Here is a 17,926-nt window from a genome sequence, read left to right on the forward strand (position 1 = left end):
ATATTCGCACATTGCGAAAAAAGGAGACTCTTTCATGAAACCGGATTCCACCAGCTATGAGAATATTTTGGAGGTTGAAAACTGGGGCAGTCAGCTCTCTACCTTCTACAAGATCATGTCCCCGGTACAGATCACACTGGAGTCCTGTACCGGTCTGGGAGAAACCGACCAATACAGCATTCAGATGTTCTCACCGAATGGCTGCTGGCTGCATGAAAACTCTATGGATGCTTTATTCCGTGCCCTCAGCTCCCGTCCGCTGCACCGCCACGATTATTTTGAACTGATGCTGGTGTTGGAAGGGGAGGTCATCCAACAGATCGAGGAAAAAGAATACCCCTACCGTGCCGGAACCTGTTGTCTGGTAAACCGCAGCATCCTCCATAACGAACGCTTCATTGGCCCCGCCAAGCTCTGTTTTATTGGTCTGTCTGTGGATTTTGTCCGCAGCCTGACGGAATCTGCATCCCTGCAATTATTTGAAGCCGAGCGCCATCTGCCGGAAAATCCCGTTTTGCAGTTCATGCTGGCAAATCTGGGACAAGACCTCCGAAAGGAATATCAGGACCTTTTCCCCACACCGGAAAACACCGATAGTGTTCAAACCCTGGCAACGCTCATCGCCCGCATGACCCACATCCTGCACGAACCCAGTGCCGCCGCCACCTATTATTTGAAGGGCGCACTTTGCGAACTGTTCGATTTTCTGTCGTCCGGGTTCTATGTCACCCCGGTGCACCTGAGCAGCAGCCCTGAAAGCCTGCTCTTTCTGCGTATCAGCCGTTTGCTGGAAGATACAGATGGTCGGTTGCCTCGCAGCGAACTAGCACGGCTTTTGAATTACAATGGCAGCTACCTCAATTCCATCGTCCAGCGCCGCACCGGTCTGTGTCTTTTCGATTACGGCATGACCTTCTGTTTCCAGAAGGCTGAACGGCTGCTGCGGGAAACAACACTTTCCGTCAGTGAGATCGCCCTACAACTCAAATTTACCAACCGCACCCACTTCTACGAACTGTTCCGGCAAAAGTACGGCATGACCCCGCAACAATGGCGCAAGATACAGAAAAGCGCAGAGCACCCTGAATAAGGTGCTCTGCACTTTTCTCTTAATCTTCTAGCCCATGGCTTCCAGCCACATTCTTCAAATATTTCTCCGGGTCACCGTTCAGAATCAAATCCGCATAGCCAAGCGGGTCATTGTAGATGAGATAATCCAACTCCGACCTCTGCGCCATGGTCACGTCCAATTCATCCTCGACCCCGGTGCAGTCAATGGAAATTTTTCTCCCATCCCGGAGCAGCAGTTCCACGCAGCCAGTGTCCATATTAAACTTGCAGGCTCTTTCATCGTACTTCATAATCATACCCTCCAAATCTTGTTATTGGCTTACGGTCTATGACAAGGTATCGGAGTTTTGCGCCGTCCACAGGAACCTTCGTTGTTGTACCCGAAGAAAACGAAAAATCCGAACCCTTCTCCAATCGGAAATAGGTTCGGATTTTTCTTGTTTGGTGGAGCATTCTCCACAGCACTCGAACCCAACACTTCCTCACGGGTGACCGTTTTGGAATCGTCCGTGAAGTTGAAATTGAGCACGACCCGGTCGTCAAAGACGTAGACCGAGTTGACAAAGGTATCAATGATCTGCCGCTGGTGTTCTGTACTGCCCACGTCACCCTTGCGGAATTTTTCAAACCAGAACCGCATCCATTCGCGGGTCAGGACGGGCTTTTTCAGTTCTTCTTCCAAAATGCTGGTGTTCAGGGCTTCTTTCCGGGCTTCCAGCTCGTCCAGCCGCTGCTTGGTGGTCGGGGTCAGGATGCCCTGTTCAATGGCTTCCAGAAGGTTTGCCAGCCGCTTCTCTGTATCCCGCAACTGGTCTTTCAGGACAGGCAGCCGGGTGTTCTCCTGCTGCTGGGCTTCCATGATCAAATCTATCAGCCGTTCGATGATTTCATCGCTAAAAATCACTTTAATAGCGGTCTCCACCACGAACCGTTCCAGCGACTCTTTGCGGATGGCTTTCAGGTCGCAGTGCGCTTTGCCGTGGCGTTTGGCGTTGCCGCACTTGTAGTAATAGTAGGTGTTTCCCATGTGGCTGGTGCCGCTTTCGCCGCCCATCAGGGTGCCGCACTTGCCACAGAACAGCTTGGTCGTCAGCAGATAGCTCACATCCTCTTTTGCAGGCCGACCATGGGCGATCTTGTTTTGCTCGAAACGCTGCTGCACCCGGTCGAACAAGTCTTTGTCAACAATGGCCGGAATGCCGCCCGGCGTCACGATGTCCTTGTAGCGGTATTCGCCGATGTAGCGGCGGTTGCGGAAGATCTGGAAGAAGCTGTTCTTCACGAACGGCTTCCCGGTGCGGGTACGCAGGCCGCGCTCGTTCAGGGAGGCGGCAATCTTCTCAGCCGGTTCGCCGTCGGCATACCGGGTGAAGATCTCCTGCACGATGGGAGCCGTCTCCGGGTCGATATGGTACAGCCTGTCCTCCTTGCCAATGGTGAAGCCCAGCGGCACCACACCGCCGTTGTACTTGCACTGGAGGGCATTTTCGCGCTCACCGCGCGCCACTTTCAGGGCCAGTTCGGCGGAATAGTATTCCGCCATGCCAATAAGCATACTCTCCACCATAATGCCTTCAGGCCCTTGCGAAATGGGTTCCATGGCAGACACCAGATGAACACCGTTCTTTTCCAGCTGGTGCTTGTAGTTCACAGCATCGTAGCGGTTCCGGGCAAAGCGGTCGAGCTTCCAGACCAGAACCACATCGAAGATTTTCTTCGCGCTGTCCTTTATCATGTGCTGGAACTCCGGGCGGTCATCCGTCTTGGCAGAGTAGGCACGGTCAATGTAGGTGCCGACCACGGTGATGCCGTTTTTCTCGGCGTAGTCCTTGCAGTCGCGCAGCTGTCCCTCAATGGACGCTTCGCGCTGGCTATCGGATGAATAGCGGGCGTAGATTACGGCGGTCATGGCTGCACCTCTCTTTACACATCATTGAATGTCAGGTTATTCAATCGAAGCAATGTTTCGTATAACCTATATACCATATTTCGCACCCGTTTGCAAGAAAAACAAAACAGAAAAGTGGTGGTGCTCACCGTGAACACCACCACTTCAGAAGAAAAAGGTTCTTTGCTTGCTTTATGCGTCTTAACAATTTGGAAACAATTGCGCAAAAGCTGTTTTGAGCGAATTAGCTGAGAGCAAGAATCGTCCCGTGGCCACAAATTTTCAATTCTTGAAAATTCTCGCCACTTCGGGACTGCTTCTTGTTGGGGCGTGCCTGCCCCAAACCCTGCTAGGAACACGTGCTATAAGCTGGAATTTATAGATTCAATCGATAAAGGTGTGGCTTGTTCCAAACCCATGAATTTATTATAATAGGGCTGTGAGGAGGTGCTGGAATGAAGCAGTGTCCCATTGATTTCTTTGACCCGGAGGTGCAGCATTTAGCCGCATCCGCCGGGTGCAGACTTTACCGGATGCAGAACGACACCGGCGAAGGGCTCATCTCTGAATATCCGATCCTGCCGGGGATTGATCTTTTCTACAACGACTTTCACATGAAGGACGGGCAGAATCAGAACAAACGCCCCATGCCGGATACCATCGAAATCAATCACTGCTGGGAAGGGCGGTTTGAGTGCGAGTTTCAGAACGGCGATTATCAGTATATCGGTGCGGGCGACCTGTCCATTCACCGGCTGAGCCACACCACCCGGCAGACCTGTTTTCCATTGGCACACTATCACGGCATTTCCATCACCATCGACTTGCCGCAGGCGCAGCAGACGCTTTCTTCTCTGGAAGCCATCATGGGCGATCTTGACATCCATTTGGAAACCATCGCCGAGCGTTTCTGCCGAGAAGAGAGCTGCTATGTGCTGCGCAGCAACCGGGAAGTCGCGCACATTTTTTCGGAGCTGTACGCTGCCCCACCGGAAAGGATGGCCCACTACCTGAAAGCCAAGGTGCTGGAGTTGCTCATGCTCCTAAACGACCTGCCGCAGGAGTCCTTCTCCGAAAAGCGACAGTTTTTCTCCCGCAGTCAAGTCATAACTGTTCGGGCGATGCACGATGCAATGATACAGGATCTCAGTCACCATTACACATTGGCTGAGCTTTCCCGGCAGTTCGGCATTGCGCAAACTTCCATGAAGCTCTGCTTCAAAGCCGTTTATGGCAGCTCCATTTATCAATACATGAAAACCTACCGGATGCAGACCGCCCGCGTCCTTTTGCAGGATACAAGCCGCAGTGTGACCGAGATCGCAGCTACACTCGGCTATGATAACCCTAGCAAATTTTCGGAAGCGTTCAAAAAGGAATACGGCATAAGCCCCACTCTGTTCCGAAACTCGCCGTCCGAATTGGATGTTTCCTGACGGTTCGGAGTGGCAGACCGTCTTTGTTTTGTTATACTTTCTGGTTAGAAGAAACTAACAAAGAAAGGATATTCCATTATGAGACGAATTCAAACCGGCGTGATTGCCGTATGCCTCGCCGCCGCTCTCCTGTCAGGCTGTGCAGGTTCTTCCGCCCAGAGTACCGCAAGCAGCACTGCCGCAAGTTCTGCGGCAGCTTCTTCCATCAGCACCACTGCTGTTTCCGCCAACTATGACGGTGGTTCCGGCACGCAGGAAGACCCCTACCAGATCAACAGCGTAGATTCCCTGCTGACCTTTGCTTCCAACGTCAACGATGGCTCGCAGGGCGGCTATGCCGGTGTTTCCTTCAAGCTGACCAGTGATCTGGACCTGTCTGGCGTCGAGTGGGCTCCCATCGGCAACATGAACGACATGGAAACACACTCCACCCTGTTCCTCGGCTCCTTTGATGGCGACGGCCATACCATTTCCAACCTGAACTATACTTCGGATGTTTACAACTGCGGTGCCGGTCTGTTCGGCGTAAGCTGCGGTGAGGTGAAAAATCTGACACTGGAAAATGCCACGGTCACAGTAACGGAAGGCACTTCCATGGCCATTGGCGGTGTTGTGGGCTACAACATGGGCTCTGTAGACAACGTCACACTGAAAGGTGATTCCACCATTACCGGCAACAACTGTGTCGGCGGCATCGTGGGCGGCAACAACAACTCCATCACCAACTGCACGGTGGAGGGCGCTACCGTGGTCGTCATCGGTGACAATCACTTTAACGATCAGATCATCCAGGCAGACGTTGCCGAGTGCGGCGGTCTGGTAGTCGGCGGCAGCTTTGGCGGCAGCATCGACAGCTGCACCGCATCCGGCACCGTAAAAGCCACCGGCAATGAGCCGGTGGGTCTGGGCGGCATCGGTGGCTGTCTGGAAATGATGGACACCATCACCAACTGCACCGCTGATGTGACCATCGAGAGCGAAAACGGCGGTCACGCCATTGGCGGTTTATGCGGCTATGCGGGCACTCATTCCAACCCGGATATCTGCCTTGAGACGGAAGGCTTCTCCACTAAAAACTATCCCTCTGTCATTGACAACTGCAATGTGACCGTGAACATCAAGGCAAACGGTGCCACCCATGTGGGCGGCCTTGTGGGTACCGGTCTGTACTACTACGGTGAGGAGACGGTTTTCAAAATCACCAACTGCTCGGTAAAGGGCAGCATTGACGGTGCCGTTACACCCGGTACCGTTGCAGGCCGCGCCGAGGGCAGCACCATTGAAAGCTGCACTGCCGATGTGACCATTGACGAGAACGCTGGTACGGAGCAGGTCGGCACAACGACCCAGATGTACGAAAGCGCAGACCAGTAAAATGATTTTCTCCATAAGGGCAATCAAGTTCGCACAATGATAACTTGATTTCAAAGAAAAAGGCAGGATACCACCGTCATGGTGATACCCTGCCTTTGCTCGTTTACTGTTCCGAGTAGTCCTTTCGCAGAACCTCCTGTAAACAAAAAACGTACCCGAACCCTTTTTCGTAAAGAATCGGGTTCGAGTACGAACTGTATGGTGGGCCATGAGGGATTCGAACCCCCACTGGAGCGGTTATGAGCCGCCGGCTTTAACCGTTAAGCTAATGGCCCGTATGAAATTTGGACGTACCTGTGAGGGACTTTCAAATGACCCTTCGTAGGTGAAAAGTAGGTGAAACCGTTTTTTTGAAGGTTGAAACTTCAAAAAACAACGGAAAATCGCTGTTTGAAAAAGGTGAAAACGGTAAGGTCTGGCGGTTATGAGCCGCCAGCTCTGACCAACTGAGCTACTAGCCCCCATTGCCCGGTTTGCCGGGCGCACAAGTAAGTATAACAAAAAACGTGCGAAATGAAAAGCGTTTCGGGCAAAATTATTTTGTGCGGTGGGCTTCCAGCTTCTGCTGCATGAACTTGTCCAGCATTTCCTGCGGAAAAAGCGGCTCCTTGTAGCCAAAGGCCTCCCGGATGAAGATCAGGGTGGCGATGGTCTGCCGCCCGGGGTCAAGCCGGAGGGTATACAGGGTGTCCAGCGGCTGCTGGGTAGGCTGGTGCAGGGTCAGATGGAGCAGGAAGCCGCCATCGTTCTCACGGCGGCACTCGTAGGCGAATTCATCGTCCGGGCTGTGCTGGTCCAGCCGGTCGAAGCAGTCGTCCAGCGGCAGGTCGGTGCGGAATTCGGAAAGGCCGCTGGGGCCATACTGGCTGCGGCGGGCGTTTTCCCGCCGGGTGAGCAGAAAAACGATGCAGCCCAGGGCGGCCGCCAGCAGGATGAGTGAGAATACAACGTTCATGGGTTCCTCCGCAGATTTTGAATCATGTTTTCCTTATTGTAACACAACCTGCGGAAAATTGTGTTATAATATTTGAAACAATCCAAATTTTTGCTGGAGGACTTCCCCCTATGAAGCTCAAATTCACCCATAAGACCTGGTATTTCTTCCTGCTGTGCGCGGCAGCGGCATCCATGCTCAACGGCTTTGCCGTGCTGGGCGGCATGGATTTTTCGTTTCTGGAGATGGTCGCGTTCTGCATCACCGGCATCACCATCCTGTTTCTGGCCGCTGAAAAGGGCTCTGACCCCAAGGACAAGCGCAGCTATTTCCTGATTTTTGTCCTGCTCATGCTCAGCTATGTGCTGAACGGCTGGGCAGCCTACTTATTCTCCGCACTGGTCTGGCCCGCTCTGCTGGCACTGGAGTACCAAAAGGGCAGGCCCATCCAGCGCCAGCTGCAGCTGGTGGGTGCCGCTGAGGCGTTCCACCTGCTCTTTGTCCTGCTCACGGTCTACGGCGGCATGGCAGGCCTGAGCTTCTGGGCCAATCTGCTCTGGGTGCTGCTGGCCTGCGCCCGGGGCTGGGCGGCACTGAGCCTGTACAAGATGCAGGAGGAAGACGCATGACCCAGCGGCGGCGGAACCGGCACCGCAAGCGCCGGGTTGGCCGCCGCGCCTTCCTGATCGGACTGGGCGGCTCTGTATCTGCCGCCCTGACGTATTATCTGCTGCGTTCTATCCCGGCAGGAAACAACGCGGAGCCTGCGCCATCGCCACAGGCTGCCCCCAACCCCGCCCTGCCCAGCGGCGAGTGGCGGGCGGTGTGGGTGAGCTATCTCGAATTTGCAGAGATGGACTTTTCCTCAGAAAGCGCGTTCCGGGCCGATGCCGCCGCGCTGATGGACAACTGCCTGTCCCTTGGGCTGAACACCGTCATTGCGCAGGTGCGGCCCTTCGGAGATGCGCTTTACCGGAGCAGCCTCTTCCCGTGGAGCCACCTGTGCACCGGCGTGCAGGGGCAGGACCCGGGCTTTGACCCGCTGGACGTGCTGCTGACCGAGGCCCACGCCCGGGGGCTTTCGCTGGAGGCCTGGGTCAACCCCTACCGGTTCAGGAGCTCGGCTTCCATGCCCCCTGCTATTGCAGAGAGCAGCCTGCTGAACACCCACCCGGAGTGGATCTGCACCGTGAACGAGGGGGCCTACCTGAACCCCGCCATTCCGGAGGCTGCCGACTATGTGGTGCAGGGCGTGGCAGAGCTGGTGCAGAATTACGCCGTGGACGGCATCCACTTTGACGACTACTTCTACCCCACCACCGATCCTTCCATTGATGCGGCGCAGTTTGCAGCCAGCGGAGAAACCGACCTGACCGCATGGCGGCGGGCCAACGTGACCCGGCTGGTCAAGGCTGCCCACGATGCCGTCAAGGCCGCCGACCCGACCCTGCGGTTCGGGGTCAGTCCCCAGGGCAATCCGGACAACGACCGGAACGAGCAGTACACCGATCTCTCCGTCTGGCTGACGGCCTCCGGTGCGGATGCCGTTGTGGATTACCTCTGCCCCCAGATCTACTGGGGCTACGGCTATACCCTCTCCTCCGGCAGCACCCGCTTTTCCTTTGAGAACATCACTGCCGAGTGGCTGGCCCTGCCCCGGGCAGAGAGCACGGCCCTCTATTTCGGGCTGGGAGCCTACCGGGTCGGTGTGGGAGACGGTGGAGCCAACGCCGACAGCGTCAGTCAGTGGTGCACCGGCAGCGCGCTGGCCCGGCAGGTGACCGACCTGCGCAGCGCCGGTGCCGGGGGCTGGGCGCTCTACCGCTATGGCTCCCTGTTCCGCTCCGACGAAAGCGGCCTTGCCGCCGCCGAACGTGCCGCTCTGACGGCATTGGACGGCTAAGACACAGAAAATCCCTTGTAAGCAGGAAAAAAATGCGGTATACTATGGTATCATGCAAAAATATCGCATTTTTCACCTGCTGTTTTTGAGGATAGAAAAACATGAGTAAAACAAAACGAATCCTTGCCTTTGCGCTGGCAGCTGTGCTGGCCGTTGTCGTCCTGAGCGGCTGCAAGAGCATTGCCCAAAAGGTGTTCGGGTCTTCCAACGAGGTACAGGAGGATGACACCACCCAGTGGGCCGTGCTCAGCTCTGACCCGCTGATGCTCGATGGCATTGCCGATACCACGGCCAAATACGCCACAGCCCGGGCCAACGGGGCGCTGAACATCGTGTTCAACGGCATCTGGAGCCGCAAGACCGAATACTTCACCGTGCCCAGCGGCCTGCTGAGCATTTACGGCTGCGGCACCACCGACGGCGGTGCCCAGAAGTTCAAGGTCTCCCTCTGGAAAAAGGTGGACGGCGGCGCGCAGTATGTGGACAACACCACCTTCTATTTCACCGCCGACGGCCAGAACTACCACTGCGACATCGGCAACCTTGACCCCAACGCAAGCTACCGCGTTACCATTTCCTACGATTCCAGCCGTTACTACCTCTACGGTCTGATGAAAGTGGAGGGCATCGGCTAAGATGAACACACAAACAAAACACTCTCTCATGCTGATGCTCTGCGCCTTTATCTGGGGCACGGCGTTCGTGGCCCAGAGCGCAGGCTCCGGCATGGGGGCTTATTCCTTTCTGGCCGGGCGCAGCTGGCTGGCGGTGCTGGTGCTGCTGCCCACCGTCCGCGCCTTTGATGCCCTCCACCGCAGGCACGGCGCAGCCTATGGCTGGCCCAAAGCCCCTGCCGACCGCAGACATCTGCTGGCGGCGGGGTTTTGCTGCGGCACCCTGCTGTTTGCGGCCTCCGCTGCCCAGCAGATCGGCATCACGCTCAACCCTTCCACGGCCAAGGCCGGTTTCCTGACCGCCATGTATGTGGTGCTGGTGCCGGTATTCGGGCTGTTTCTGGGGCGGCGGGGCAGTGCCCGGCTCTGGCTGAGCATGGTCATCGCCGTGGGCGGGCTCTATCTGCTCTGCATGAAAAACGGCTTTGGCGGCATTGAAGCCAGCGATTGGATCCTGCTTTCCTGCGCCGTGCTGTTCAGCTTTCAGATCATGACGGTGGACCACTTTGCCCCGCAGGTGGACGGTGTCCGCCTGAGCCTGCTGCAGTTCTTTGTGGTGGCCGTAGAGAGCACTGCTGCCGCCTTGCTGTTCGAGAATCCCACCCTGGCCGAGTTCGGGGCCAACTGGCTCCCGCTGGCCTACTGCGGCGTGATGTCCAGCGGCGTGGCCTACACCCTGCAGATCCTGGGCCAGCGGGACGTAAACCCCGCCATTGCAAGCCTCATCATGTGTCTGGAGAGCGTATTCAGCGCGCTGGGCGGCTGGCTGCTGCTCCACCAGAGCCTTTCCATGCGGGAGGTCTTTGGCTGCACCCTCATCTTTGCAGCGGTGGTTCTGGCCCAGCTGCCCGTGGAGGACTGGCTGAAATGCCGCAGCGCAAGCCGGAAGTGACCCAGCGCACCGCCGCAGGCATTCCCTATGAGCTGACCCGCAAAAAGGTCAAGCGGCTCAACCTGCACATCCGGCGGGACGGCACTGTGGCCGTGAGCATCCCGTGGTCCTACACGGTGGGCTTTGCCGATGCCTTTGTGACAGAGCAGGCCCAGTGGATCCGGGAGGCGGTCTCCCGCCAGCTGCGGCGAAACGCCCGGAATGACCAGCCCCTGCCTTCCCAGGCGGAGGCCCTGGCCTGTTTTACCGCCATGAGCGATAAGGTCTACCCTGCCTTTGCCGGGGTGCTGGGCGGGCAGAAGCCCACCATCAGGGTGCGGGCCATGACCAGCAGGTGGGGCGTGTGCTACATGAAACGGCGGCAGATCACCTTTTCATTGCAGCTCTACAATATGCCGCCCGCCGCGCAGATCTATGTGGTGGTGCACGAGTACTGCCACTTCCTGCAGCCCAACCACAGCCCGGCCTTCTGGGCCGAGGTGGAAAAGCTGCTGCCGGACTGGAAAGAACGGCGGGCTTTATTGAAATAAACCTTGTGATAAAAATCAACAGGAGGGGTTCGACCCTTGGAAAGTGAAAAAAAAACCTCCGGCGGCGACAAATATTCAAAGCTGGCCGGAAACACCATTATCTTTGCCATTTCGAGCTTTTCGTCTAAGCTGCTGACCCTTTTGGTGCAGCCGTTCCTGACCTACGCCATGGCCGAGATCTCCGATCTGGGTCTGGCGAAGATCCTGAGCCAGTATGCAAACCTGCTCATCCCCTTTGTCTCGATGGGCATGTCCAACGCCATCATCCGCTTTGGCCTGGACAAGGGCAACAGCGAAAAGCAGGTGTTCACCAACGGCCTGCTGACCATTCTGGGGGGCTTCGGCATCCTGATCCTCTGCTGGCCTGTGGCGCAGTTCCTGCCCGATATGGCGCAGTACGGCTTCCTCATCTACATCTACGTCCTGATGAGCTGCCTGCGCACCCTCTGCACCCAGTTCGTGCGCAGCCGCCAGTGGAACAAGCTGGTGGCCGTGGACGGCATCCTGTGCACCTTTGCCACCTTGATGTTCTATGTGCTCTACCTTGTGGGCTTCCACTGGGGGGCCAACGGCTACCTGCTGGCCATCATCAGCGGTGACCTGGTCAGCGTGCTCTTCCTCTGCATCACCGGCAGGCTGTGGAACTATGTGGAGCTCAAGGGCCTGAACCGGGATCTCTGGCAGCAGATGCTCCGCTTTTCCCTGCCCATGATCCCAGCCCAGATCAGCTTCTGGGTCATCAACGCATCGGACCTGTTCTTCGTGCGCGAGATGTGCGGCGGGCTGGACGGCCACAGCGGTGACGCTTGGAGCGGCCTGCTTTCCACCGGCTACTTCCTGCCCACCATCCTGACCACGCTGGGCCTGATCTTCTACGATGCCTGGCAGCTCTCCGCCGTGACCGAGGAGGAGGGCCGCGCCCGGTTCTTTACCAAGATCTTCCGCACCTATTCTTCGGTGCTGTTCTGCTGTGCGGCGGGCATCATCTGGCTCTGCCGCCCGGTCATGCACGTGATGAAGTCCAACTACTACTACGCCTGGCACTTTGTGCCCTTCCTGACGCTGGCTTCCACCTGCAGCTGCTTCAACCAGTTCCTCAACAGCGCATACGTTGTCAACAAAAAGTCCACCCACAGCCTGTGGACCATGCTGGCCGGTGCCGTGAGCAACTGCATTATGAACTACTTCTTCATCAAGTGGTGGGGGCCCATCGGCGCAACGGTGGCTTCCTTCTTCGGTCTGGGCATCGTGTTCGTGCTGCGCGCGCTGGATGCCCACAACATGATCGGTATGTCCATCCACCCGGGCCGGGTGGCGGTGAACTTCGGCGTGCTGGCGGGCGAGGCCCTGCTCCTGCTGGCCGAGCCTCCGCTCTACGGCCTGTGGACAGGCCTCCTGACCGCCGCCATCATCCTGTTCAACTTTGCAGGTGTCTGGGCCATGGCCCGGATGCTCCTGCCCAAGCTCCTGGGCCGCCGGGGCAGGGTTCTGGTGAGCGCAGTGGACAACTGGATCAAGAAGTAAGCAAAAAAACGACCCTCTCCGGGAATTACAATGCGGAGAGGGTCGTTTTCTCTTAATATCCCAACTTATACGCCAAAGAACTCCTTGGCAATATCGGCACTCTGCTTGGCATCCTTGGCGTACCAGTCGGCACCGATCTTTTTTGCATATTCGGGGGTCAGCACAGCGCCGCCCACCATGATCTTACAGTCCAGCTTGGCATCGTGCAGGGCCCGGATGGTCTCCTCCATGCTCTTGAGGGTGGTGGTCATCAGAGCGGAAAGCCCCACCAGATGCACATCCTTCTCCCGGACGGTATTCACGACCGTTTCCACCGGCACGTCACGGCCCAGGTCGATGACCTCAAAGCCATAATTCTCCAGGATAACCCGGACGATGTTCTTGCCGATGTCGTGGACATCTCCCTTGACGGTGGCAATGACGATGCGTCCCTTGCTGGCGCTGCCCTCGCCCTTTTGGGCAATGGCGGTCTTGATCTCCTCAAAAGCCCCCTGCGCGGCGGTGGCCGCCTGCAGCAGCTGCGGCAGGAAGAGGGTGCCCTTTTCATACTTTGCGCCCACGATATCCAGCGCCGGAATGAGGGCTTCGTCCACCAGCTCCAGCGGCTCCTTTTCCTCCAGCAGCGCCCGGGTGCGGGCAGCTGCCTCGCCCTTCAGACCCTTTTCCACCGCCTTCATCAAGGGGGCATAGGGGCCGGCGGCCTCCGGTGTTTCGCCTGCTGCCGGGGCGGTCTGGGCATTCTGCACGGCCTGCACCAGTGCGGCAGAAGCGGGCACCCGGTTGGCATACCGCTCAATGTACTTCGTGCTCTGCTTGTCCCGGTTGGTCAGAACGTTGTAAGCATAGACCGCCGCCATCATCTCCTCGCTGGAGGGGTTCATAATGGCAAGGTCAAGCCCGGCATACATGGCCATGGTGAGGAAGGTGGTGTTCAGGTAGGAGCGGCAGGGCAGGCCGAAGCTGATGTTAGACACGCCCAGAATGGTGCGCACCCCCAGCTCCTCCTTGCAGGCGTGAAGGGCCTGCACCGTGGCAAGCACATCCTCCTGCTGGGCGCTGGCCGTCAGGGTCAGGCAGTCGATATAGATGTCCTCCTGCGGGATGCCTGCCGCCAGTGCCGCGTCCCGGATGCGGCGGGCAATGGCCACGCGGTCCTCGGCTTTGGGCAGGATGCCCCGCTCGTCAATGGCAAGGCCGACCACCGCCGCGCCGTACTTTTTGCACAGGGGCAGGATGGTGTTCAGCTTTTCCTCCTCGCCGTTCACCGAGTTGACGATGGGCTTGCCGTTGTAGACCCGCAGGCCCCGTTCCAGCGCCTCGGCATGGGAGGAATCCAGCTGCAACGGCAGGCTGACCACGCTCTGCAGCGCCTTGACCACCTGCTCCATCAGGGCAGGCTCATCCACACCGGGCGCACCCACGTTCACATCCAGGATCTGGGCCCCGGCCTCGGTCTGGCTCACGGCCTGTTCCAGCACATAGTTCATATCCCCTTCCCGCAGGGCCTGCTGGAACCGCTTTTTGCCGGTGGGATTGATGCGCTCACCCACCACCGTGATGCCGTCCACATCCACGCAGTCCATGGGGCTGCACACCACCGACTTCATGGGGTGGTCAGGGCGGCCCGGCCTGCAATCGGCAAACACGCCGTTCAGCAGCTGGATGAACTCCGGGGTGGTGCCGCAGCAGCCGCCTGCAGCAAACAGGCCCAGTTCCCGGTAGGGCTTCATCTGCATGGCGTAGAGCTGCGGGGTGATATCGTAGCCAGAGCCATCGGCACGGGGCAGGCCCGCGTTGGGCTTGACGAACACCGGGAAGCTGCCGGGCAGGGCTTCGGTCAGCCGCTTTGCCATGGGGAAGATCTCCTTGGGGCCAAGAGAGCAGTTGATGCCCACGGCATCGGCCCCCAAACCACGGGCGGTGGCGGCAAAGCTCTCGACCGTGCAGCCGGTAAAGGTGCGGCCGCCTGCTTCAAAGCTCATGCTGGCCAGCACGGGCAGGCTGCTGTTCTCCTTGACGGCCAGCAGGGCGGCCTTCAGCTCATACAGATCGGTAAAGGTCTCAAGGAACACGAGGTCAGCCCCGGCGGCCACGCCTGCCCGGACGATGCGGCCATACTCTGCCACGGCATCCTCAAACGCAAGGGTGCCGTTGGGTTCCAGCAGCTCCCCCAGGGGGCCCACATCCAGTGCGGCCAGTGCGCCGTAAGGGGCACAGGCCCGCTTGCAGTTGGCAATGCCCGCCGCAATGATCTCCTCCAGCGTGTACTCGCTGCCTGCCAGCTTGTGGGCGGAAGCGCCAAAGGTATTGGCATTGATGATGCGGCTGCCTGCGGCGGCGTACCGGGCATGGATGCTCTCGATGAGCGCCGGGTCGGTGATATTCAGCTCCTCGGGGCGGGCCCCCAGTTTCAGGCCCGCTGCCTGCAGCATGGTGCCCATGCCGCCATCCAGCAGGATGGTATTGGGCCGGTCAAACAGTTCATTCGCTTGCACAGGTGATCCCCCTCTTTCTATATTCGCACCGGGTGCGGAGCACGCAGTGCCCGCACCCCGCCAGATGACCCCGGACCGGGTGATCGCTGACCCCCAGAATGGCCGTGATGCTCTTGCGGGGGGTCATCAGGTTGTTTTCCGTGACACAGAGCCCGGCGCGGCGGGCGGTGTCCAGCGCTGCCGCCAACAGCGGCTGCACGGCAAGGGGCCAGTCCCCGTAGCCCGGGGAATAGCGCCCCGTCAGATACTTGCCCTGCCGGGCGGCCCACTGGCGCAGCTCAGCCTCAGCGGCCTCCGCAGCCTGTTCGGCCAGCGCAGAGCCCAGCGCATCCGATGCCACACCGGCGGCGATATCGCCTACACCGGCCCGGCGGATCTGGACATCCACACCGGGGCCAAGCGTTACAGCCAGCAGCAGGGCGGCGGTGCAGCCTTCCAGATGCTTTGCCACATCTTCCCCCGCCAGAATGCCCGCCGCTGTCAGGCTGTCGGGGTCGGCCTCCAGCCAGACTGCCCGGGGCGTGGCTGCCGCCAGCAGCGGCACGGCGCATTTTTCCAGCAATGCCTGGGTGGCCGCGTCCGCGCCGCCCCGGGCCCCGAAGTACCGCGCCGCCTGTGCAAGGTCGATGCCCTCCGGCTTTTCCAGCCGCAGCGGCATACTTGGCCCAATGCTCATCTGCCCGCCCTCCTTTACAAGAATAAAGAATAGACTTAGTATACAGCATCCCCGTTTTCCCGTCAACGCAAAACACCGCATTTATTTTTGCTTGCAACTGATTGCATTCGCAAGCAATCTGCGTTATACTGTAAAAAAGGAGTGTGATCGTTATGGCTAACACCGCCGCCGTCTATGCCCGCATTGATACCAACCTGAAAGAAAGCGCCGAGGATATCCTTGCTCAACTGGGCATTACCCCATCCAGCGCCATCCAGATGCTTTACCGCCAGATCGTCCTGACCCGGGGGCTCCCGCTCGATCTGCATCTTCCCCCTGCCACCCCCACTGCTGTGGGCGGCATGAGCCGTACCGAGTTGGATACCGAGCTGCAAAAGGGAGTCGCCTCTCTGCAAAATGGCAAAAGTTTTTCTGCCGATGAAGTCGATGCCGCATTGTATCAGGAGTTTGGAATATGAGTAGCGTTTATACGGTCCGCTACGCACCGCAGGCGTTGGACGACCTGCGGGATCTCTACTCCTATGTCGCATTTTCGCTCAAAGAGCCAGCTACCGCCCAAAAACTGGTCAACCGCATCCGCAAGGCTGCTCGCTCACTGGATGCCCTGCCCGGGCGATACCCTGTTGTGGACTGGGAACCGTGGCAGAGCATGGGGATGCACAGGTTTACCGTGGAGAATTTTCTGTTGTTCTACCTGATCGATCAAAGCACCCGTACCGTAACTCTCGTTCGTATTGTTTATGGTGGGCGGAATCTTCAAAACCTCGCAAAATAGACCCCTGCGGAAAATTTCCGACTTTTTTGCAATAAACCTATTGACAATCTGGGTAAATGGGGATATAATCCAGACAACAAATCCACCAACCTAGTGGGAAATTGAAGTCAAGTTTCCCGGGTTCGTAGAGGATTGGGAAAATCGTTGAAAGGAGGGCACCAAGATGACGCTGATCTGGAAAAACCTGCTCCACGCAAACTTCCGTTGTGGGCGAATGTACACCACCCGGGCAGAATATGGGACCGAGCGCTGTGCATTGCCCTCTGCAGACCGAATGTGTGTGCGAATGTGATGGTAAAGCTGCCAAAGCGCTAAACCCGAATTTTTGCCCGGTGCACTGAAATGGTGTCAGTGACCGGGATTTTTTATGCGTCAGAATTATACTTTAAGTACAGATAGAGAGGTTAATTACCATGTCTAACTATAAATTTGAGACCCTGCAGCTTCACGTTGGCCAGGAGCAGGCCGATCCCGCAACCGATTCCCGCGCCGTGCCCATCTACCAGACCACTTCCTATGTGTTCCGCAACAGCCAGCACGCCGCTGACCGTTTCGGTCTGGCCGATGCGGGCAACATCTACGGCCGCCTGACCAACTCCACGCAGGATGTGTTCGAGAAGCGCATCGCTGCTCTGGAGGGCGGCGTGGCTGCTCTGGCCACCGCTTCCGGCGCTGCCGCCATCACCTACACCATCGAGGCGCTGGCACAGGCCGGTGACCACATCGTGGCACAAAAGACCATCTACGGCGGCAGCTACAACCTGCTGGAGCACACCCTGACCCAGTTCGGCGTGACCACCACCTTTGTCAATGCTCACGATCTGGCCGAGGTGGAGAACGCCATTCAGCCCAACACCAAGGCCGTCTATCTGGAGACACTGGGCAACCCCAACAGCGATATCCCCGACATTGATGCCATCGCCGCCATTGCCCACAAGCACGGTCTGCCGCTGGTCATCGACAACACCTTCGGCACCCCGTACCTGATCCGCCCCATCGAGCACGGCGCAGACATCGTGGTCCACTCCGCCACCAAGTTCATCGGCGGCCACGGCACCACCCTGGGCGGCATCATCGTGGACAGCGGCAAGTTTGACTGGAAGGCCAGCGGCAAGTTCGGCAATATCGCTGATCCCAACCCCAGCTATCACGGTGTTTCCTTCGCCGATGCCGCAGGCCCTGCTGCCTTCGTCACCTACATCCGCGCCATCCTGCTGCGCGATACCGGTGCCACCATCTCCCCGTTCAATGCATTCCTGCTGCTGCAGGGCACCGAGACCCTGAGCCTGCGCATCGAGCGCCATGTGGAGAACACCAAGAAGGTGGTCGAATTCCTGGCAAACCATCCTCAGGTGGAGAAGGTCAACCACCCCTCTCTGCCCGATCACCCGGATCACGCCCTGTACGAGAAGTATTTCCCCAACGGCGGCGCATCCATCTTCACCTTCAACATCAAGGGCGGCCGCGAAGAAGCCTTCAAGTTCATTGACAACCTGAAGATCTTCTCCCTGCTGGCAAACGTTGCAGACGTAAAGAGCCTGGTCATCCACCCGGCCTCCACCACCCACAGCCAGCTGAACGATCAGGAGCTGGCCGAGCAGCAGATCTATCAGAACACCATCCGCCTGTCCATCGGTACCGAGCACATCGATGACATCATCGCCGATCTGGAAGCTGGCTTCGCAGCCGTCCGCGGCGAGTAATCCCCCTGTCCCCCATGCTCTGACAAAAACTCTCCTCCCTTCTCCTTTTTG

The 17,926-nt window shown here is 58.1% G+C and carries 18 protein-coding genes and 1 tRNA gene; 13 read left to right on the plus strand and 6 right to left on the minus strand.

Features of this window, described 5'->3' with window-relative positions:
• Positions 1-34 precede the first annotated feature (34 nt).
• Positions 35-1,090, plus strand: a complete 1,056-nt coding sequence (locus GXM22_RS13695; RefSeq protein ID WP_035394599.1) for a helix-turn-helix domain-containing protein — start codon at positions 35-37, stop codon at positions 1,088-1,090.
• 19 nt (positions 1,091-1,109) lie between these two features.
• Here GXM22_RS13695 and GXM22_RS13700 read toward each other — a convergent pair whose 3' ends face one another.
• Positions 1,110-1,361: a DUF6061 family protein gene (locus tag GXM22_RS13700; RefSeq protein ID WP_035394602.1), complete on the minus strand. Its 252-nt coding sequence runs from the start codon at positions 1,359-1,361 to the stop codon at positions 1,110-1,112.
• A gap of 29 nt (positions 1,362-1,390) precedes the next feature.
• Positions 1,391-2,980 carry a recombinase family protein gene (locus GXM22_RS13705; protein ID WP_005934549.1) on the minus strand — a complete coding sequence of 530 codons (1,590 nt, stop codon included), beginning with the start codon at positions 2,978-2,980 and terminating at the stop codon, positions 1,391-1,393.
• A 434-nt stretch (positions 2,981-3,414) separates the two neighbouring features.
• Between GXM22_RS13705 and GXM22_RS13710 the strand changes: the two genes are divergently transcribed.
• Both GXM22_RS13710 and GXM22_RS13715 read left to right on the plus strand, forming a co-directional pair.
• Positions 3,415-4,395, plus strand: coding sequence for a helix-turn-helix transcriptional regulator (locus GXM22_RS13710; protein ID WP_005934555.1), 981 nt, complete (start codon positions 3,415-3,417; stop codon positions 4,393-4,395).
• Between the two features lie 78 nt (positions 4,396-4,473).
• Complete coding sequence (locus GXM22_RS13715; RefSeq protein WP_005934557.1) at positions 4,474-5,769, plus strand: GLUG motif-containing protein; 1,296 nt, start codon at positions 4,474-4,476, stop codon at positions 5,767-5,769.
• A gap of 199 nt (positions 5,770-5,968) precedes the next feature.
• Here GXM22_RS13715 and GXM22_RS13720 read toward each other — a convergent pair.
• Positions 5,969-6,044 (minus strand) — tRNA-Ile (locus GXM22_RS13720).
• Positions 6,045-6,304: 260 nt separating this feature from the next.
• Positions 6,305-6,724: a hypothetical protein gene (locus GXM22_RS13725; RefSeq protein WP_005934560.1), complete on the minus strand. Its 420-nt coding sequence runs from the start codon at positions 6,722-6,724 to the stop codon at positions 6,305-6,307.
• A 110-nt stretch (positions 6,725-6,834) separates the two neighbouring features.
• Between GXM22_RS13725 and GXM22_RS13730 the strand changes: the two genes are divergently transcribed.
• The 6 genes from GXM22_RS13730 to GXM22_RS13755 all read left to right on the plus strand — a co-directional run bounded on the left by GXM22_RS13730 (position 6,835) and on the right by GXM22_RS13755 (position 12,226).
• Positions 6,835-7,332 carry a hypothetical protein gene (locus GXM22_RS13730; RefSeq protein ID WP_005934562.1) on the plus strand — a complete coding sequence of 166 codons (498 nt, stop codon included), beginning with the start codon at positions 6,835-6,837 and terminating at the stop codon, positions 7,330-7,332.
• A complete protein-coding gene (locus GXM22_RS13735) occupies positions 7,329-8,606 on the plus strand; it encodes a glycoside hydrolase family 10-like protein (RefSeq protein ID WP_005934564.1) in 1,278 nt (425 codons plus the stop codon). The genes GXM22_RS13730 and GXM22_RS13735 overlap by 4 nt, the downstream gene beginning before the upstream one ends.
• A 101-nt stretch (positions 8,607-8,707) precedes the next feature.
• Positions 8,708-9,241: a hypothetical protein gene (locus GXM22_RS13740; protein WP_005934566.1), complete on the plus strand. Its 534-nt coding sequence runs from the start codon at positions 8,708-8,710 to the stop codon at positions 9,239-9,241.
• Between the two features lies 1 nt (position 9,242).
• Entirely contained in the window at positions 9,243-10,172 is a 930-nt protein-coding gene (locus GXM22_RS13745; RefSeq protein WP_035394604.1) for a DMT family transporter, read from the plus strand.
• Entirely contained in the window at positions 10,148-10,702 is a 555-nt protein-coding gene (locus tag GXM22_RS13750; RefSeq protein WP_005934569.1) for a M48 family metallopeptidase, read from the plus strand. The genes GXM22_RS13745 and GXM22_RS13750 overlap by 25 nt, the downstream gene beginning before the upstream one ends.
• Positions 10,703-10,738: 36 nt before the next feature.
• Entirely contained in the window at positions 10,739-12,226 is a 1,488-nt protein-coding gene (locus GXM22_RS13755; protein WP_005934572.1) for a lipopolysaccharide biosynthesis protein, read from the plus strand.
• 65 nt (positions 12,227-12,291) lie between these two features.
• On the opposite strand, the gene GXM22_RS13760 is transcribed toward GXM22_RS13755, so the two are convergent.
• Positions 12,292-14,721, minus strand: a complete 2,430-nt coding sequence (locus GXM22_RS13760) for a homocysteine S-methyltransferase family protein (RefSeq protein WP_005934574.1) — start codon at positions 14,719-14,721, stop codon at positions 12,292-12,294.
• Positions 14,708-15,397, minus strand: coding sequence for a vitamin B12 dependent-methionine synthase activation domain-containing protein (locus tag GXM22_RS13765; protein ID WP_035394607.1), 690 nt, complete (start codon positions 15,395-15,397; stop codon positions 14,708-14,710). Before GXM22_RS13765 ends, GXM22_RS13760 begins: the two co-directional genes overlap by 14 nt.
• Positions 15,398-15,549: 152 nt before the next feature.
• Here GXM22_RS13765 and GXM22_RS13770 point away from each other — a divergent pair, with 152 nt between their 5' ends.
• The 4 genes from GXM22_RS13770 to GXM22_RS13780 all read left to right on the plus strand — a co-directional run bounded on the left by GXM22_RS13770 (position 15,550) and on the right by GXM22_RS13780 (position 17,875).
• Entirely contained in the window at positions 15,550-15,855 is a 306-nt protein-coding gene (locus GXM22_RS13770; RefSeq protein WP_005934577.1) for a type II toxin-antitoxin system RelB/DinJ family antitoxin, read from the plus strand.
• Positions 15,852-16,172, plus strand: a complete 321-nt coding sequence (locus tag GXM22_RS13775) for a type II toxin-antitoxin system RelE/ParE family toxin (RefSeq protein ID WP_005934578.1) — start codon at positions 15,852-15,854, stop codon at positions 16,170-16,172. Before GXM22_RS13770 ends, GXM22_RS13775 begins: the two co-directional genes overlap by 4 nt.
• A gap of 163 nt (positions 16,173-16,335) precedes the next feature.
• Complete coding sequence (locus GXM22_RS15380; RefSeq protein ID WP_255536615.1) at positions 16,336-16,464, plus strand: hypothetical protein; 129 nt, start codon at positions 16,336-16,338, stop codon at positions 16,462-16,464.
• A gap of 121 nt (positions 16,465-16,585) precedes the next feature.
• Entirely contained in the window at positions 16,586-17,875 is a 1,290-nt protein-coding gene (locus tag GXM22_RS13780; RefSeq protein WP_005934580.1) for an O-acetylhomoserine aminocarboxypropyltransferase/cysteine synthase family protein, read from the plus strand.
• Positions 17,876-17,926 lie beyond the last annotated feature (51 nt).

The sequence above is a fragment of the Faecalibacterium duncaniae genome, assembly GCF_010509575.1.
GTDB classification, from domain to species: Bacteria; Bacillota; Clostridia; order Oscillospirales; family Ruminococcaceae; genus Faecalibacterium; species Faecalibacterium duncaniae.